Source organism: Pseudoalteromonas sp. R3 (genome assembly GCF_004014715.1).
Taxonomy (GTDB): Bacteria; Pseudomonadota; Gammaproteobacteria; order Enterobacterales; family Alteromonadaceae; genus Pseudoalteromonas.
In genome coordinates, this window is the sequence record NZ_CP034835.1 from 3,918,648 (window position 1) to 3,932,351 (window position 13,704).

The following is a 13,704-nucleotide window of genomic DNA, read 5'->3' on the forward strand; positions in this document are numbered from 1 at the left end:
GTGACTGTGTGACTGCTGCAAAGTACAATAGAGTAAAATAGTTATGCTGAGGTGCTTATGCCTGTATCTGTAAAATGTCCTACCTGCCAGGCCGCCGTTGTCTGGTCGGCACAAAGCCCACATCGCCCTTTTTGCTCGAAACGCTGCCAGCTCATTGATTTAGGTGAGTGGTCAGAAGAGAACAATAAGATCTCAACGCCACTTAACAGTGCGGATTTATCGCCTGAAGCAGCACGGGATATGGTGGAAGACTTGGAAGCCTTATTGGCCAAAAATGACGATAGTTTCTTTAAAGACTAATCGATACAACGACAAAGCCCGAATAAATCATTCGGGCTTTGTGTCTTTGTCCAGTGGCTCAGGACGATTGATGCTGATGGTGTTTTTTCCCCATCCGTTTATGGCGTAACTGCTTAAGCTTGTCACGCTGCTCTTCTGTCAGAATATGGAAGACTTTGTGTTGCGTCTCCAGTCTGATCAACATCATGTCACGCTTTTGAGGCTGAAATTGCTCCAGTAACACCTGTGCTTGTGCTTTATCAAATTGCTCGGCCTCGATCAGTGCCTTAAATGCGCTGTGATGCTCACCTCTGTCGTTATCACCACGTAGAGACTGAACTTGCTCCTTCTGTGCGTCGAAAATACTTTTTAGCTCAGCTTGCTGGCTTTCAGTCAGCTCAAGGTGCTTCACAGCACGTTTTGATAACAGCATATGGCCCATCGCTTTCATTGGCTTCGCGTGCCTGGCCTGAGCCTGTTCCCCTGCCGTGTCGGTGTCAGCCAGAACCGCGCCGCTGCCAGCCATAATAGAAGCAAGCAACAACGCATTAAATGTGTGGCGAATTTTCATCTTGGTGTGTGTCGTCATAATAGCGTCTCCTGTTAAGTTAGGTTCAACTTTAGCAACGCCAGAGCAAAGCAACGTCAAGGTCGTGTAAAGTTTTGTCAAGAGCTGTTGCAGCCCTTACACATCCCGAGTTTCAGTATCATTTCCAGAGAGTAAAGAAGTGTAAAGTCAGCCATCTAGCCTCTATAGTAAGGTAAGATAGGCGTGGGAAGAGTGATTGAGTGACAGTATGAGCGCGAAAGTACTGGTAATAGACGACGATAGAGGCTTGTGTGAGCTTCTGCAAGACTATCTGCAAGACGAAGGGTTTGATGTTCACACCGCGAATACCGGCCCTGTGGGACTGGATATGGCGTTAGACCGGGAGTTTGATGTGATCCTGCTGGATGTGATGTTACCCCAGCTGGATGGCTTTGAAGTGCTCAAAGCATTGCGTGCAAAAAAAATGACCCCTGTGATCATGTTGACCGCCAAAGGTGATGATTTTGACCGTATCTTCGGACTTGAACTTGGTGCCGATGATTACATTCCAAAACCATTCAATCACAGAGAATTACTGGCACGGATCAAAGCCATTACTCGCCGTGTCGCCCATTTACTTCATAGCACAACAGGTCCGTGCTTCGAATATCACGAACTCGCGTTGGATTTATCCTCACGCACCGCAAGCATCAAAGGCACACCACTGCCATTGACCGGCACAGAGTATGAAATGCTCCACCAGCTTATGAAATCAGCGGGCCAGACCGTGACTAAACAGAGCTTGTCTCAAACTGTACTGGGACGCCCTCTGACACCTTATGACAGGTCCGTGGATATGCATGTCAGTAACGTGCGGAAAAAAATCGCAGTACATAGTACACATACTTACATCAAGACCTTGCGAGGTTCTGGCTATATTTTCCTTAAGGCATGAAATGAGGAAGTACTTACTGATAAAAATCTTTCTGTGGTTCTGGGGCACAATTGCCGCCACGCTATTTGTGCTGATGAGTATAAGCCTGTTACAACCAGACATACTGGAAACGCGCCGCATCAGCCCTGCCATGATGAAAAACCTGCACCATCTAAAACGTAGCATAGAACGACGAGTACAGAGCCGACCAGAGCAGGCTCTGGGCACCTTGTTACCAGGTCGTCATCGCAATCACGGACCAAAAATTTACTTACGTCACAGCGATGAACAACTCAATATTTTGAGCCACGCCACACTTCGGGAGTGGGACTTATCTTTGCTGAACTTTACCACCAGTGCGCAACCACAGGTTGTCGATACCGAGCGCTATCGTGCATACGGTCCACTGGATATTCAGCTGCATGGAGAAACATATCAGTTGTTTCAGCTAATGGACCACCGCGATCCACATATTCTGACAAAGATCCGAATGCTACCCAACTGGGCAAAACTGACGGTGTTAGTACTGGCAAGTTTTGCATTTAGTCTTTGGTTTGCACGCGGATTGTTAAAACCTGTGCGTCAGCTACAACAGGCAGCCGCCTCCCTCGCCCTGGGAAAGCTGGATGCACGAGCAGGGATTAACGTTTCGCGCCAGGATGAATTAGGACAGTTGGGTAAAGATTTTGACCAAATGGCGAACCGCCTGCAGGCTCATGTGATACAACAAAAACGGTTACTGGCTGATATTTCCCACGAATTGCGCTCCCCCTTAACCAGATTACAGATGGCAAATGGCATTGCCAGTGATAAAGCCCCTGCACCTTTACTGCCTTACTTGCAGCGCGTTGAAAAAGAAGCACATTTACTTGAGCATATGCTGAGTGATATTTTGCAACTGTCCCGACTAGAATCCCAGCAACTGGTGATCACCCCTCATCCAATTTCATTGGCCGAGCTATTAGAACCGATTCTTGATGACGCCAGGTTTGAAGGTCAGCAATTGGGAAAACAGGTCGATTGGCAAACAATACCTGATATGACATTAACAGTTGATGCAGCCTTACTAAATCGCGCATTCGAAAACATTCTACGTAACGCTATTAAATACGCCAATAAACAGGTTAGTTTGTCGATACTGTGCAATGATGAGCAACTCACTGTCACGATCAGCGACGATGGCCCAGGTGTTAGCGAGGCTATGCTGGAAAAACTATGTATCCCCTTTTTCAGGGCCTCCCAAGCGCGTACCCCAGAAGGTACATCCGAACCAGGTGGGTTCGGGTTGGGGCTGGCAATTGCGCAGCACGCTGTAAAAGTGCATCATGGTCATATTCAGTTTAGTAATCACTCTGGTCTGCGTGTTACCGTAACGCTGCCAATAAGCAACCATGTATTATAGCGAAAGCACACACTTAGCAGAAAACCTTATCCACATCCGGGCGCACTGGGAGCGTTGCCACAAAGGCACATTTTCCAGTGGGCTAGGACCACTCTTTTACGCCAGCCATATTCCTGAGCGGGCAAAATTTGCCGTTGTTCTAGTCAATGGCCGCATTGAATCAGCGCATAAATATCAGGAGCTAATGTGGGAGCTCGCCCGCAACCAAATCGCCGTTTTCACCTTTGATCACCCGGGCCAGGGCCTATCCGGGCGCTTCCTTGCCAATTTACATATTGGCCATATTGACACCTTTACACAATATGGCGATTGCCTCGATGCATTTATGCAAGAAGTGGTAACCTCACAGTGGCAAGGTGATACGATTATATTGGCACACTCTATGGGAGGAGCGATTGCGTGTGATTATTTATCCCGTTTCACCACTTCTGTTAACGGTGCATTTCTCAGCGCGCCAATGTTTGCGATCAATACCGCCCCTTACCCTGCCTGGTTTGCTCATGGTGTTGCATCAACAGCCTGCCTGCTAGGCCTGGGAAAACGTTATGCGATTGGTCAGGCTGACTACTTGCCAAAAACCTTCGAAGATAATGAGTTGACCCAGTGTCCACACCGTTACGCATTATTCAGACAACTATACCAGGACAACCCGGGGTTACAGCTCGGTGGTGTTAGCTTCCGCTGGCTTCAGCAGGCACTGAGTTTTACTCGCAACATCGAGCAATTGCAGATAAACCTGCCACTGAGTATCGCCAGTGCTGAATATGACACTATCGTCTGTCCAACAGCCCATGAACAGTTTGCACAACGTCTAACGCATTGTCAGATACAGTCCTATCCAGGTAAACACGAGCTACTGTGTGAAATAGACACCATTCGGCGTGCGGTGCTGGCTCAGTTTTATACTTTTTCCGAACAGCTCCTTGGCTGTCAGCCCCCCTCACCAAACACCGCCACTTACATTGTGGATGAAGTCGGTGATACGGACAGTGACACCGGGTCCTGATGGATCAGGATATCCATTTCCGACTCAAAAGCGGCTTTAATATGTGCTACGACTTCATCACTGATCTCATGCGCACGAGCCAATGGAATATGGTCGTCCAGTTCCAGGTGCAGCTGTACAAACTTCACCTTGCCACTTTGTCGGGTGCGCAAATCATGTACTCCATAAACCTCTTCATGGCTGGACGCCAGCAGAATGATCTCAGTTTTTTCTTCGTCAGGCAGCTCTTTATCCATCAAGTGATCCGCACTTTCTCGGGCTATTTCCCAACAATTGTAAAGCAGATAAGCAGCAACACCTATCGCAAACAAAGCATCGGCATGCTCTACCTGCCAGTGGCTCAACAACAGCGCCGTCAACACGGCCAGGTTCAGTAGAATGTCCCCTTTATAATGTAAAGAGTCGGCTTTAATGGCAATTGACTGGGTCCGCTTAACCACATGATGCTGCACAATAACGACAGCCAATGTGCAGCCTACAGCAAACAAGCTAACCCATACACCCAACAGGCTATGCTGAATTGCGACCGGATTAAACAAACGCTCAATACCATGAAAAGTTAATAAACAGGCTGAGCCGGCAATAAATGCAGCCTGTCCAAGGCCCGCCAAGGCTTCCGCTTTGCCATGACCAAAACGATGATCATCGTCTGCAGGGCGAAGCGCATAACTGAGTACTAAGAAACTCATCATAGATGCACTGACATCCAGTAAGGAATCCGTCAGCGACCCCAACATTGCAGCACTGCCAGACGCCAACCAGGCCCAGGCCTTAGCTGTGATCATCAATGCCGCCATTGCGAGTGTAAAAATACTGGAAAATCGGACTAAAAAGTCATAATTGTGGGACACTTATTACCTCAACAACCTCGTAAAACTCCTGTTTAGGCTTATCTTATAGTGTAAGTCATGAAAATGAAAAATTAGTGACGCGACTTTAAAATATTGGCCAGGTATGTGCCCTTGTGCTGTACAAAGGTTACACCCTGGCTTTTAGCCTCCCCACCGGATGCGCTATACTGCAGGCAACATTATTTTGAGGTTATCCATGTTAGACATCGTATTGTATCAGCCTGAAATTCCCCCTAATACAGGCAACATTATTCGCCTGTGTGCAAACACAGGGTTTTCGTTACACCTGATTGAGCCTCTGGGTTTTGACTGGGACGACAAACGCGTCAGACGTGCCGGTCTGGATTACCATGAATTCAGCGAAGTTAAGCGTTACCCCTCTTTGGATGCATATCTGCAAGCGCGCAAACCCAATAGAGTTTTTGCATGCACCACTAAAGGAACACGATACCACCACGAACCTGACTATCAGAGCGGTGATTGTTTGCTGTTTGGACCTGAGACTCGGGGCTTGCCAGAAGAGCTCATTTTCTCCCTTCCGCCGGAACAACGTCTGCGGATCCCGATGCGACCGGATAGCAGGAGCATGAACCTGTCAAACGCAGTGTCGGTTTTTGTCTATGAATCGTGGCGTCAAATGGGATTTGATGGCGCGGTTTAATATCCAATATGAATGAAGCCACCGATAGGTGGCTTCTTTTACTTTATCTCTAATTCAGGTTCATTTCCTGAATGATCTCGTGGGCGATTGGCGGAGTCGTACTCACAGGTTTTTCATGTTTGTTGGCCTTGAGCTGACCTTTTCTGTGTTTTAGTGCCGCATCTAACTTTTTAGCAGCATTAGCGATGGCCGGATACATGACATCGTCTTCTCCTCTTACAGATATCCGGGCGCCTGAATAATTGGTGTTGATCTCAGTATAAAATTTCTTGTGTTCCTTACTGACTATGACATCTATCGACAACAGCGACGGGAAGTGGTTAGCTACTTTGGCAAACTTTTCATCAACGTGTTGCTTTACGGCTTCTGTCATATCTACATGGTGGCCTGAAAGGTTAATTTTCATAAGCGCTCCCTTTTGTTGTTTACCTATTACTAAGTATTGGAGCGAAAGACACAATTCTCAAGCATAAATTTAAGATTTTTGTCATCAAACTGAATTTATTTGTGATAGATCACGGTAGCGTATGAGTTGGAGAGAAAGTGTTCTGAGAAGGACTGATTTTTTAATGAACAGGCCAGGTTTCTGATACAAGCAACCTGGCACTGTGTTGGTCGGCTTACTTATATGTCAGGTACGCCTCACGCAGTCTTGCAAGGTTTGCATAAACATAGCTGCCAGACAAACGCCCCTGATTCAGATAAGTGCGGTCCAAGCTAATTGAAGTTTCCGGCACATAGCCCTTTTTATAAACTAATGTATTTTGATCATCGCCAATGCGTGTACTCACACCGTGACGCCATGCCTGATTCCCTTTCACCTGACCATACTTAGATACATTCATATCTTTTCTTGGCGTAAGTGGGATACTAAATGAAATACCGGCAACCTGAACATCTGTGTCGTAGGTATATAGCGATACATAACTGTCACCAAACCAAAACTTGGTTTCAACCTTCACCCCTTTATCTCTTCGCCAGAATTCTCCTCCTGAGATATGGAATGAGATGTCTTGCTCAACCCAGTGGTACTGATAACCCATAACATGATAGTCACGGTCTTCATTGTAATCTCGATAGTCGAAGAAACCGTAAGTATTGTAGAGCTTATGGCGCCCTGAAGGGCTTACCCAGGCTGTTTCATTAATTAACCCAGTATACTCATAAAATTCTCGGAAGAGTCCGATTTGAGTTTGGTTATAGAAGCCGAAGGGTAAATCAAATGTCTGATAAAAGACCGCTCTTTCCAGGCCATTTCGTTCACGGCGTGCTTCAAAAATATCACCAGCTTCAAAATCTTCAGTATCAGCAACCAACGTTTGTGCGGTGATGTTAATACCTGCACCTCGCCATACCGGGATCTCCAAATCAGCTCTGAGCGCTAACGAGAAATCATAGACTCCCAGCTCAGTTGCATAAGTTGAGCTTAATGAAGGCCCAAGCGTAAGCCGAGGCTTAAAGTACGGGCTATTAACTGCACCATCACCTATCCAGGCTACCCCACCTGGGACATCCATCATTCCTTGGCGAATAGTCAATCCAGGCGAGATGTTGTCAGTAATAAACCGTCGATAATTGCTAACCTGTCCTGACAAAGATAACAGGGGAATGTCATGTTTTCCCAGCTGAACGGTAAAGCGCGCGTCATCGTCGCTGATATATTGTGCAACTCGGCCCAACACAACCCCTATTGCGTCAATATCATTTCGGTTGAATACCGGGTTTTCAAATTTCACGACAACGACAGGCTCACGATTGACCCCAACTTGCACATTCTCGAACCCATCAGCAACAAGTGCATGTTTAAGTGCACGTATCTCAGCGTTCAATTCGCTGATATTCACTTCCTTAGCTGAACTTGAGCTATGACTTTGAGCTCTGGTGGTGAGGTCATCCGACTTTGCAGTATGAGCACGAACTGACTTTTCTGACTGTGCTCCTTGCTCAGACAAATGTGCTAACACACCTGCGTTATCGGGCGCGGATTTTATTTCCTGATAGCCTGCTCGGGACTGTTCAGATAAAGGCATAGAGAAATTAATGCCATAATAAGTATCTTTATCGCTGTGATCTGTGTTGCTATAAAAGCGACTCGTCAGGGTCAGAGTACCAAGGTCTAACAACCAAGCTTTAGGCACGGTTACGCGAGCAGCAGCATTTACCGCTTCGGCATCATGTTCAACTTGCAAAGCAAACCAATCCAGTGGCTGCCATTCGATACCTGCAAACACCCCGTCCATCATACCGATTTCGCTTTTACTGGAGCTTACACCAGCCGAAAATCTAAAATCTAGCCAGTCTTTTGAGGCCACAGCAAAATAAGATTCATAATAGTTAGCTGCCCCCCCGATATCTTTTCCACCAATCGCCAAATCAAACCAGTCCTCAGGAACAAAAGGGATTTGATACTTGGCGTTGAAAGACAGATCCCTTATCTGCTTGTCATCTAATGCTATAGCCCTAAACATGTCATCATGCATAGTACTGGCTGCAATTTGCCCGCTGACTTCTAGCCCCTGCCACAAGCCAGCTGTAAAAATATAGTTATGGCCGTCTTCAAAAGTGATTCCCCTATAATCAAGCTGGTTATTGTAGCCAATATCAATCTCGCCCACGTTTAAGACTTCTGCAGAAGGAGTATTGATTAAACCAGTAAAACCAGTGAAATTTTGGTAATGCTTGGGAGACACTTCTGCAACGGTGATAAAGGAGCAAGTCAACAAGCCACTTGCTAAAATAGGAGTTAGTTTAGACATAGTCCTCTGCTCAGTTAAGATATTACTATAATTAAAATTTGCACCGTACTATATCATTAAGGTGATTACGGTTATGCAAGAGATGTTCACCAGAATCGATAATTTTCATAGGCTTTCACTGTTACAAACAGATATTCAAGACCTATAGATTTTCAGGTTACAATTACCCAGGGTTGCGCAGTCCACATTATTTGTAAAAAACTTCACTATGAAGCGTCTTAAGTATGTGAACTTATTTAAGATTAACGATATTTTTCTCTGGCACAGCGTCAAGCTTTTGTCTGGCATTCCACACTAAGTCACATATGCCGTCAGTAGGGTCAAACCCAGTTGGAGCCTCTAGTAGCAATTGTCGGATAACTTGATGATCAAAGTCATGGCACGCTTTATCGAGCGTCTTTAAGATCTCTTCTAGCTCTCGTAATGGCAACATTACTTCTTTGGCTGTCATAATCCTTTCATGTGAGGTCTGCTCAACATTGTCACCAATCAATAACTCTTCATACAGTTTTTCACCGGGCCTCAATCCTGTGCATTTAATCTCAATATCTCCATGCGGATTCGCCTCACTTTTCACTTCCAGGCCAGACAAGTGTACCATTTTAGTTGCGAGGTCTTTAATTTTTACAGACTCTCCCATATCAAGGACAAATACATCTCCACCTCTGCCCAATGCGCCGGCTTGAATAACCAGCTGCGCTGCTTCGGGTATGGTCATAAAGAAGCGGGTGATCTCTGGATGAGTGAGCGTAATTGGGCCCCCTTCTTTAATTTGTCTTCGGAATAAAGGCACAACCGATCCTGACGATCCCAATACATTGCCAAACCGAACCATACAGAAACGTGTATTGTGCTGCCCTCTTTCCTTATTTTGAGCAAGGCCCTGTAAACAAAGTTCGGCCATACGTTTGGTCGTTCCCATTACATTAGTGGGGCGAACAGCTTTATCGGTGCTTACCAAAACGAACGTTTCTACTTTTGCATTGATAGCAGCCTTTGCAGAGTAGTAGGTACCAAAAACGTTATTTCTTACCCCTTCGACCACATTATGCTCTACAAGTGGGACGTGTTTATATGCTGCAGCGTGGTAAACTGTTTGCACACCAAATGCCATCATACATGTTTCCAGACGATTAATGTGCTGAACAGAACCCATAATTGGTATCAGCTCAATGTTCAACCCTCTGGTTTTAATGATTTCACTCAACTCTTTTTCAATTGAATAAAGTGCAAACTCAGTCAGCTCGAAGAGCACCAGCTTAGATGGCGATTGCTTGATAATTTGTCGACACAACTCAGAGCCGATAGACCCGCCTGCCCCAGTAACCATTACTGATTTACCCAGGATCGTTGCATTCAATAAAGCCTGTTTCGGGGCTACAGGGTCTCGACCAAGCAAGTCTTCAATTTCAACATCTTTGATTTCGTCTAATGTTGCTCGTCCTTCTACAACATCAGCCATACCAGGGATGGTCAAAACTTCAACGGGTAAACTCTCTAATTGGGCTAATATTTCTTTTCTTCGCGCCCTACTTTCACTGGGCATAGCAAGTAATACTTTTTTTACTCTCTTGCGCTCAATTAATGCATACAAACCGTCGAAAGCAATAACAGGTATACCCTGGAGTATGGAATCTTGCTTAGTTTTATCGTCATCAATAAAAGCTGACACATAGTATTCGTCACCGGCTCCTATAGCAGGAGCGAGTTGCCGACCAGCAGAGCCTGCTCCATAAATAACAACAGGTGTTTTATTAACAGTAGCCAGGCGGCCAACCATGGCACGTACCATGATGCGTGAGCCACCAACTGATAAAACCAACAGCCAAGCATAAATGACAGGCATAGTACGAGGAATAGTCACATGAGTGAAAAAGGAAGCCATCACAAGTGCGACAGTACTAATTATAGCACCAATCAAAATAGCACCAATGGCATGTGCGCCTACGTAGCGCAGCACAGCTCGATATAGCCCAAGGTTGATAAAAGCAAATATGCTAATTGGTAATACAAGAGAAAGCAGTAGCCAGTTCCCCACTTCAAAAAATGGAACTAAACTATCCAACCGCACGACCAGCGCCAACCAAAAAGCACTAAAAACAAAAATTGAATCAATAAATAAAGTGATCAGCCGCTTTTTTGAACGTGATACATTAAGAAGAGTACGGAACCAACTATCCACTGTAAATCCTTGAGCTATAAATTTTCAACCACTTAGACTAATGATTTAGTCATAGTCTTTAAATATACACAAATTTTCAAAAACTGTCATTGCAGAATTGTTAAACCACGCGACTCCTATTGGCCGCAAGCCCCTTTAACTACCGCAATTAATAGCCATCACGCCCGTTTGGATTAGGTGCTGGATTACGGTGCCTTTTAATTCGTTCCCGCAACAAACTCAAAGGGCCAACACAGTTGCCCTCCAGCTCTTCTTACCGTTAGCCAATACTCATAGCCAACGTTATTACCAACTCAAACTTACAGCTCACTTGACGCGATCCCCTGAGCCCTTCCCTGCAACTGTCATAAAAATATACTTGAAGTAGTTACGCATGCTCATAGTATCGATCATCTCCCTGTCGGTTTTAGCCAATAACTCAGGTGTAGACATATCAATCTCATTGACCTGAGACAACCCTGTGATGCCAGGTCGCACATCAAAGACTTTTTTGTCATCACGAGCAATCGTTAACTCTTGCTGATTAAATAGACCGGGTCGTGGGCCAACTAAGCTCATCTCACCTTTAAGAACATTCCATAATTGTGGCAATTCATCTAATTTAGTCCTGCGTAGAAACCCACCGAAAGGAGTGATAGAGGCAGTACTAGCTAAGTGGCTGGCTACTGAAGCCGTATCAACTTTCATTGTTCTAAACTTAATGAGTGTGAAAGGCTTTTTATGTCGGCCTACCCGCTCTTGCATAAAAATGGGTGAACCTGTATCAAATAACCCTATTAAAAATAAAATAACCAGTATAGGAAAGGCAAAAACCAAACCAAAGAACGCAAAGCAAAAATCGAGAAAACGTATCATAAAAATTCCAAAAGTTATTATTTGGCAGCAAGCCTAAAGCCATGCTCAACAGAGTAAGGAGGTTGCCACTCTAATGTATGTTTAGTATGTGTAATATCAACATGTAAGGATCCTGTAAGCCTATCTACCATGTCCTTCTTACCCAGAACCTTGCCAAACATTTTAAATAAAAGAGCCGGTATATAAATCGAACAATTCTTTTTCCCTTGCACTTTTGCCATTAGAGCAATCATTTCTGCCGTAGAGAGATCATGGTCATCGCTGGCTAAAAAGACTTGATTTGATGCTTTTGGGTGTCCAATACACACTTTAATCAAATCAACCAAATTATAGACAGAGATCAAACTTCGTTTGTTACTGTTAATCCCTCTAAATGGCAGCGGTAAGCCTTTACCCACTAAGTTCATCAGAGCAGCAAAGTTGGCCTTTACACCTTCACCATAGACTAGGGGCAATCGTAGTATTACATAATCCGTAGAACAATCTGAGAATCCATTTTTAACAATACTCTCTGCTTCTAACTTATAATAGTTAGTATTTTTTTTAGTATTAGTAGGTGTTGTTTTTAAATCTATTTTTCCAGGTTGCTCCTGATACAAACCAACGCTACTAATAAAAACAAACCTTTTTACACCTAAGGATTTTGACTTGCTAACAATACTCTGAGTCAGTGTTTCATTTGCCTGCTTAGCATCTTCATCAGAAAAAGCCTTATGAGCTGCACCAGCGAGGTGAATAACCGCTTCAACATCAGGTAAGTCATTTTTATCTAACTGATAAAACTCTTCATATGTTAAACATTTATTATCTTGACAATCAGGTATAGCCTTGTTTCTGACTATAGGAATTATTTCAAAGTTATTGTCAGATAAAAATTTCCGCAAGTGCTCACCAATAAAGCCTGCAGCGCCTGTTATGATTACTTTCATAAGATAGTCTCAAGTACTCGATTTACATTTTTTTCTCGTACATATCTTTCGGAAATTAAAGACTTATTGAATTCAGATTCAGAGTGAAGAAGCTGTTGTGACTTTGCCAATTTAATAGCGTCAACCAATTCGGCAACATTATTTGAAGGTATCACACGACTCATTTTAAACTGCTTCAGTGTTTCTGCGGCTTGACCTTCACCACCATAAATAACATAGCGACCTGTAGCTAAATACTGGAAGAGCTTAGAAGGCATTGCCCCAGAAAACAATGGTCCTAACTGTGCATACAGAACATGAGATGTATTATAATGTTTTAATACTTCAGACCAATTAACATGGCCTGTAAATTCAACATTACTTAACTTCTTTTCTTTAGCTAAAGCTTCCATCTCTTCAGTCTGCGGCCCGTAACCAACAATCTTAAAATTAAAGTCAGGTAGCAGGCTTGCCGCTTCAATAAAGATTGATAAATTCTGTGCTACACCAACTTTTCCGCAATATGTTATTGTGAAAACAGAGTCTGGAGATGGAGCACTTAAATTGTTGAGTTCTTTAAACTGCTCTTCGGTAACACCGTTTGAGTACTTTAGAACTTCTCCTCGCCTTTTAGACATATATTCATATTCAGTGTCGTTTGTTACTATCTGATAACTAGAATACTTGACATTGACGTCGGCAAGGAATCGAAATAAAAATTTAGAGAGTCTTTGTACTAAACTCCCATCATCTAAATACTCCCAAGTTAAATCTCTGACATCCAAACAGACCTTTTTACCTTTCAGCAAGTAAAGGTTAAACAAGAGAAACATAGAAGGTATTGTAACGATGTACAAATCAAAGCCCTCAACGGATGCCTTTTTGAGTATACGCCTTGATTCTCTCCACTCAAAAATAGCTCTTTTGACAAATGACTTTGGTCGTTGTCGCTCAGAGAATATGGAGGTGTGTTTTACTTTCTTACAAATACCTTGCTTAAGCTCAGAATCAGCACTAAACAGCGTCACATCCGCTTTCTTATCCCCTAAACAATCAATATACGGGAGGAGCCTATTTTCAACCGTAGGCTCATCATTAAGTGCTAAATTAGTAACCAAGCAGATTTTAGGTTTCATATTACTCACCATTTCACCAACATTGAGAAAGGTTTTTTGGGATCAGTGCTCTTTAAAACAAGTTTAGTACCTGTGACTGACACTCCAAACTCAGGGTGATAATCATACTTTTCTATTGAGAGCTGAGCATTATCCACCTCAACTAGTATATCGAAATCACTCGAGTTCTTATGCTTCAAACTAAGAGTGAAGCCATTAATCTCAG

The 13,704-nt window shown here is 44.0% G+C and carries 13 protein-coding genes; 5 read left to right on the forward strand and 8 right to left on the reverse strand.

Annotation, left to right across the window (positions count from 1 at the left end; genetic code table 11):
- The first annotated feature begins 57 nt into the window (after window positions 1-57).
- Entirely contained in the window at window positions 58-300 is a 243-nt protein-coding gene (yacG, locus tag ELR70_RS22290) for a DNA gyrase inhibitor YacG (RefSeq protein WP_054014754.1), read from the forward strand.
- A gap of 58 nt (window positions 301-358) precedes the next feature.
- On the opposite strand, the gene ELR70_RS22295 is transcribed toward yacG, so the two are convergent.
- The gene (locus ELR70_RS22295) at window positions 359-868 is read right to left on the reverse strand and encodes a Spy/CpxP family protein refolding chaperone (protein ID WP_054014755.1); all 510 of its coding nucleotides are present in this window, start codon (window positions 866-868) and stop codon (window positions 359-361) included.
- A gap of 208 nt (window positions 869-1,076) precedes the next feature.
- Between ELR70_RS22295 and ELR70_RS22300 the strand changes: the two genes are divergently transcribed.
- Genes ELR70_RS22300 through ELR70_RS22310 form a run of 3 tightly spaced genes read left to right on the forward strand, consistent with a single transcriptional unit; the run spans window position 1,077 to window position 4,150 of the window.
- Window positions 1,077-1,763 carry a response regulator transcription factor gene (locus ELR70_RS22300; protein WP_054014756.1) on the forward strand — a complete coding sequence of 229 codons (687 nt, stop codon included), beginning with the start codon at window positions 1,077-1,079 and terminating at the stop codon, window positions 1,761-1,763.
- Window position 1,764: 1 nt separating this feature from the next.
- Entirely contained in the window at window positions 1,765-3,144 is a 1,380-nt protein-coding gene (locus ELR70_RS22305; RefSeq protein ID WP_054014757.1) for an ATP-binding protein, read from the forward strand.
- On the forward strand, window positions 3,134-4,150 hold the full coding sequence (locus ELR70_RS22310; RefSeq protein ID WP_054014758.1) for an alpha/beta hydrolase: 1,017 nt from the start codon (window positions 3,134-3,136) through the stop codon (window positions 4,148-4,150). Before ELR70_RS22305 ends, ELR70_RS22310 begins: the two co-directional genes overlap by 11 nt.
- Here ELR70_RS22310 and ELR70_RS22315 read toward each other — a convergent pair.
- The gene (locus ELR70_RS22315) at window positions 4,102-4,947 is read right to left on the reverse strand and encodes a cation diffusion facilitator family transporter (protein WP_082353163.1); all 846 of its coding nucleotides are present in this window, start codon (window positions 4,945-4,947) and stop codon (window positions 4,102-4,104) included. The genes ELR70_RS22310 and ELR70_RS22315 overlap by 49 nt on opposite strands.
- 250 nt (window positions 4,948-5,197) lie before the next feature.
- Here ELR70_RS22315 and trmL point away from each other — a divergent pair, with 250 nt between their 5' ends.
- On the forward strand, window positions 5,198-5,662 hold the full coding sequence (gene trmL, locus ELR70_RS22320; RefSeq protein WP_054014986.1) for a tRNA (uridine(34)/cytosine(34)/5-carboxymethylaminomethyluridine(34)-2'-O)-methyltransferase TrmL: 465 nt from the start codon (window positions 5,198-5,200) through the stop codon (window positions 5,660-5,662).
- Between the two features lie 49 nt (window positions 5,663-5,711).
- Here trmL and raiA read toward each other — a convergent pair whose 3' ends face one another.
- The 6 genes from raiA to ELR70_RS22350 form a co-directional block, all read right to left on the reverse strand.
- Window positions 5,712-6,068 (reverse strand): ribosome-associated translation inhibitor RaiA, encoded by a 357-nt coding sequence (raiA, locus tag ELR70_RS22325; protein ID WP_054014760.1) that lies wholly within the window; start codon window positions 6,066-6,068, stop codon window positions 5,712-5,714.
- A 214-nt stretch (window positions 6,069-6,282) separates the two neighbouring features.
- On the reverse strand, window positions 6,283-8,418 hold the full coding sequence (locus tag ELR70_RS22330) for a YjbH domain-containing protein (protein ID WP_054014761.1): 2,136 nt from the start codon (window positions 8,416-8,418) through the stop codon (window positions 6,283-6,285).
- Window positions 8,419-8,650: 232 nt separating this feature from the next.
- Window positions 8,651-10,600 carry a nucleoside-diphosphate sugar epimerase/dehydratase gene (locus ELR70_RS22335; RefSeq protein ID WP_054014762.1) on the reverse strand — a complete coding sequence of 650 codons (1,950 nt, stop codon included), beginning with the start codon at window positions 10,598-10,600 and terminating at the stop codon, window positions 8,651-8,653.
- A 306-nt stretch (window positions 10,601-10,906) separates the two neighbouring features.
- The gene (locus ELR70_RS22340) at window positions 10,907-11,455 is read right to left on the reverse strand and encodes a sugar transferase (RefSeq protein WP_054014763.1); all 549 of its coding nucleotides are present in this window, start codon (window positions 11,453-11,455) and stop codon (window positions 10,907-10,909) included.
- A 17-nt stretch (window positions 11,456-11,472) separates the two neighbouring features.
- Window positions 11,473-12,384 (reverse strand): NAD-dependent epimerase/dehydratase family protein, encoded by a 912-nt coding sequence (locus ELR70_RS22345; RefSeq protein WP_054014764.1) that lies wholly within the window; start codon window positions 12,382-12,384, stop codon window positions 11,473-11,475.
- A complete protein-coding gene (locus ELR70_RS22350) occupies window positions 12,381-13,499 on the reverse strand; it encodes a glycosyltransferase (protein ID WP_054014765.1) in 1,119 nt (372 codons plus the stop codon). Before ELR70_RS22350 ends, ELR70_RS22345 begins: the two co-directional genes overlap by 4 nt.
- Window positions 13,500-13,704 lie beyond the last annotated feature (205 nt).

What these genes read in the sequence shown, in the direction of transcription:
- ELR70_RS22330 (WP_054014761.1), bottom strand. Translation starts at nt 8,418, where the DNA reads ATGTCTAAACTAACTCCTATTTTAGCAAGTGGCTTGTTGACTTGCTCC.
- ELR70_RS22305 (WP_054014757.1), top strand. Translation starts at nt 1,765, where the DNA reads ATGAGGAAGTACTTACTGATAAAAATCTTTCTGTGGTTCTGGGGCACA.
- raiA (WP_054014760.1), bottom strand. Translation starts at nt 6,068, where the DNA reads ATGAAAATTAACCTTTCAGGCCACCATGTAGATATGACAGAAGCCGTA.
- ELR70_RS22300 (WP_054014756.1), top strand. Translation starts at nt 1,077, where the DNA reads ATGAGCGCGAAAGTACTGGTAATAGACGACGATAGAGGCTTGTGTGAG.
- ELR70_RS22315 (WP_082353163.1), bottom strand. Translation starts at nt 4,947, where the DNA reads ATGGCGGCATTGATGATCACAGCTAAGGCCTGGGCCTGGTTGGCGTCT.
- yacG (WP_054014754.1), top strand. Translation starts at nt 58, where the DNA reads ATGCCTGTATCTGTAAAATGTCCTACCTGCCAGGCCGCCGTTGTCTGG.
- ELR70_RS22310 (WP_054014758.1), top strand. Translation starts at nt 3,134, where the DNA reads ATGTATTATAGCGAAAGCACACACTTAGCAGAAAACCTTATCCACATC.
- ELR70_RS22340 (WP_054014763.1), bottom strand. Translation starts at nt 11,455, where the DNA reads ATGATACGTTTTCTCGATTTTTGCTTTGCGTTCTTTGGTTTGGTTTTT.
- ELR70_RS22350 (WP_054014765.1), bottom strand. Translation starts at nt 13,499, where the DNA reads ATGAAACCTAAAATCTGCTTGGTTACTAATTTAGCACTTAATGATGAG.
- trmL (WP_054014986.1), top strand. Translation starts at nt 5,198, where the DNA reads ATGTTAGACATCGTATTGTATCAGCCTGAAATTCCCCCTAATACAGGC.
- ELR70_RS22295 (WP_054014755.1), bottom strand. Translation starts at nt 868, where the DNA reads ATGACGACACACACCAAGATGAAAATTCGCCACACATTTAATGCGTTG.
- ELR70_RS22345 (WP_054014764.1), bottom strand. Translation starts at nt 12,384, where the DNA reads ATGAAAGTAATCATAACAGGCGCTGCAGGCTTTATTGGTGAGCACTTG.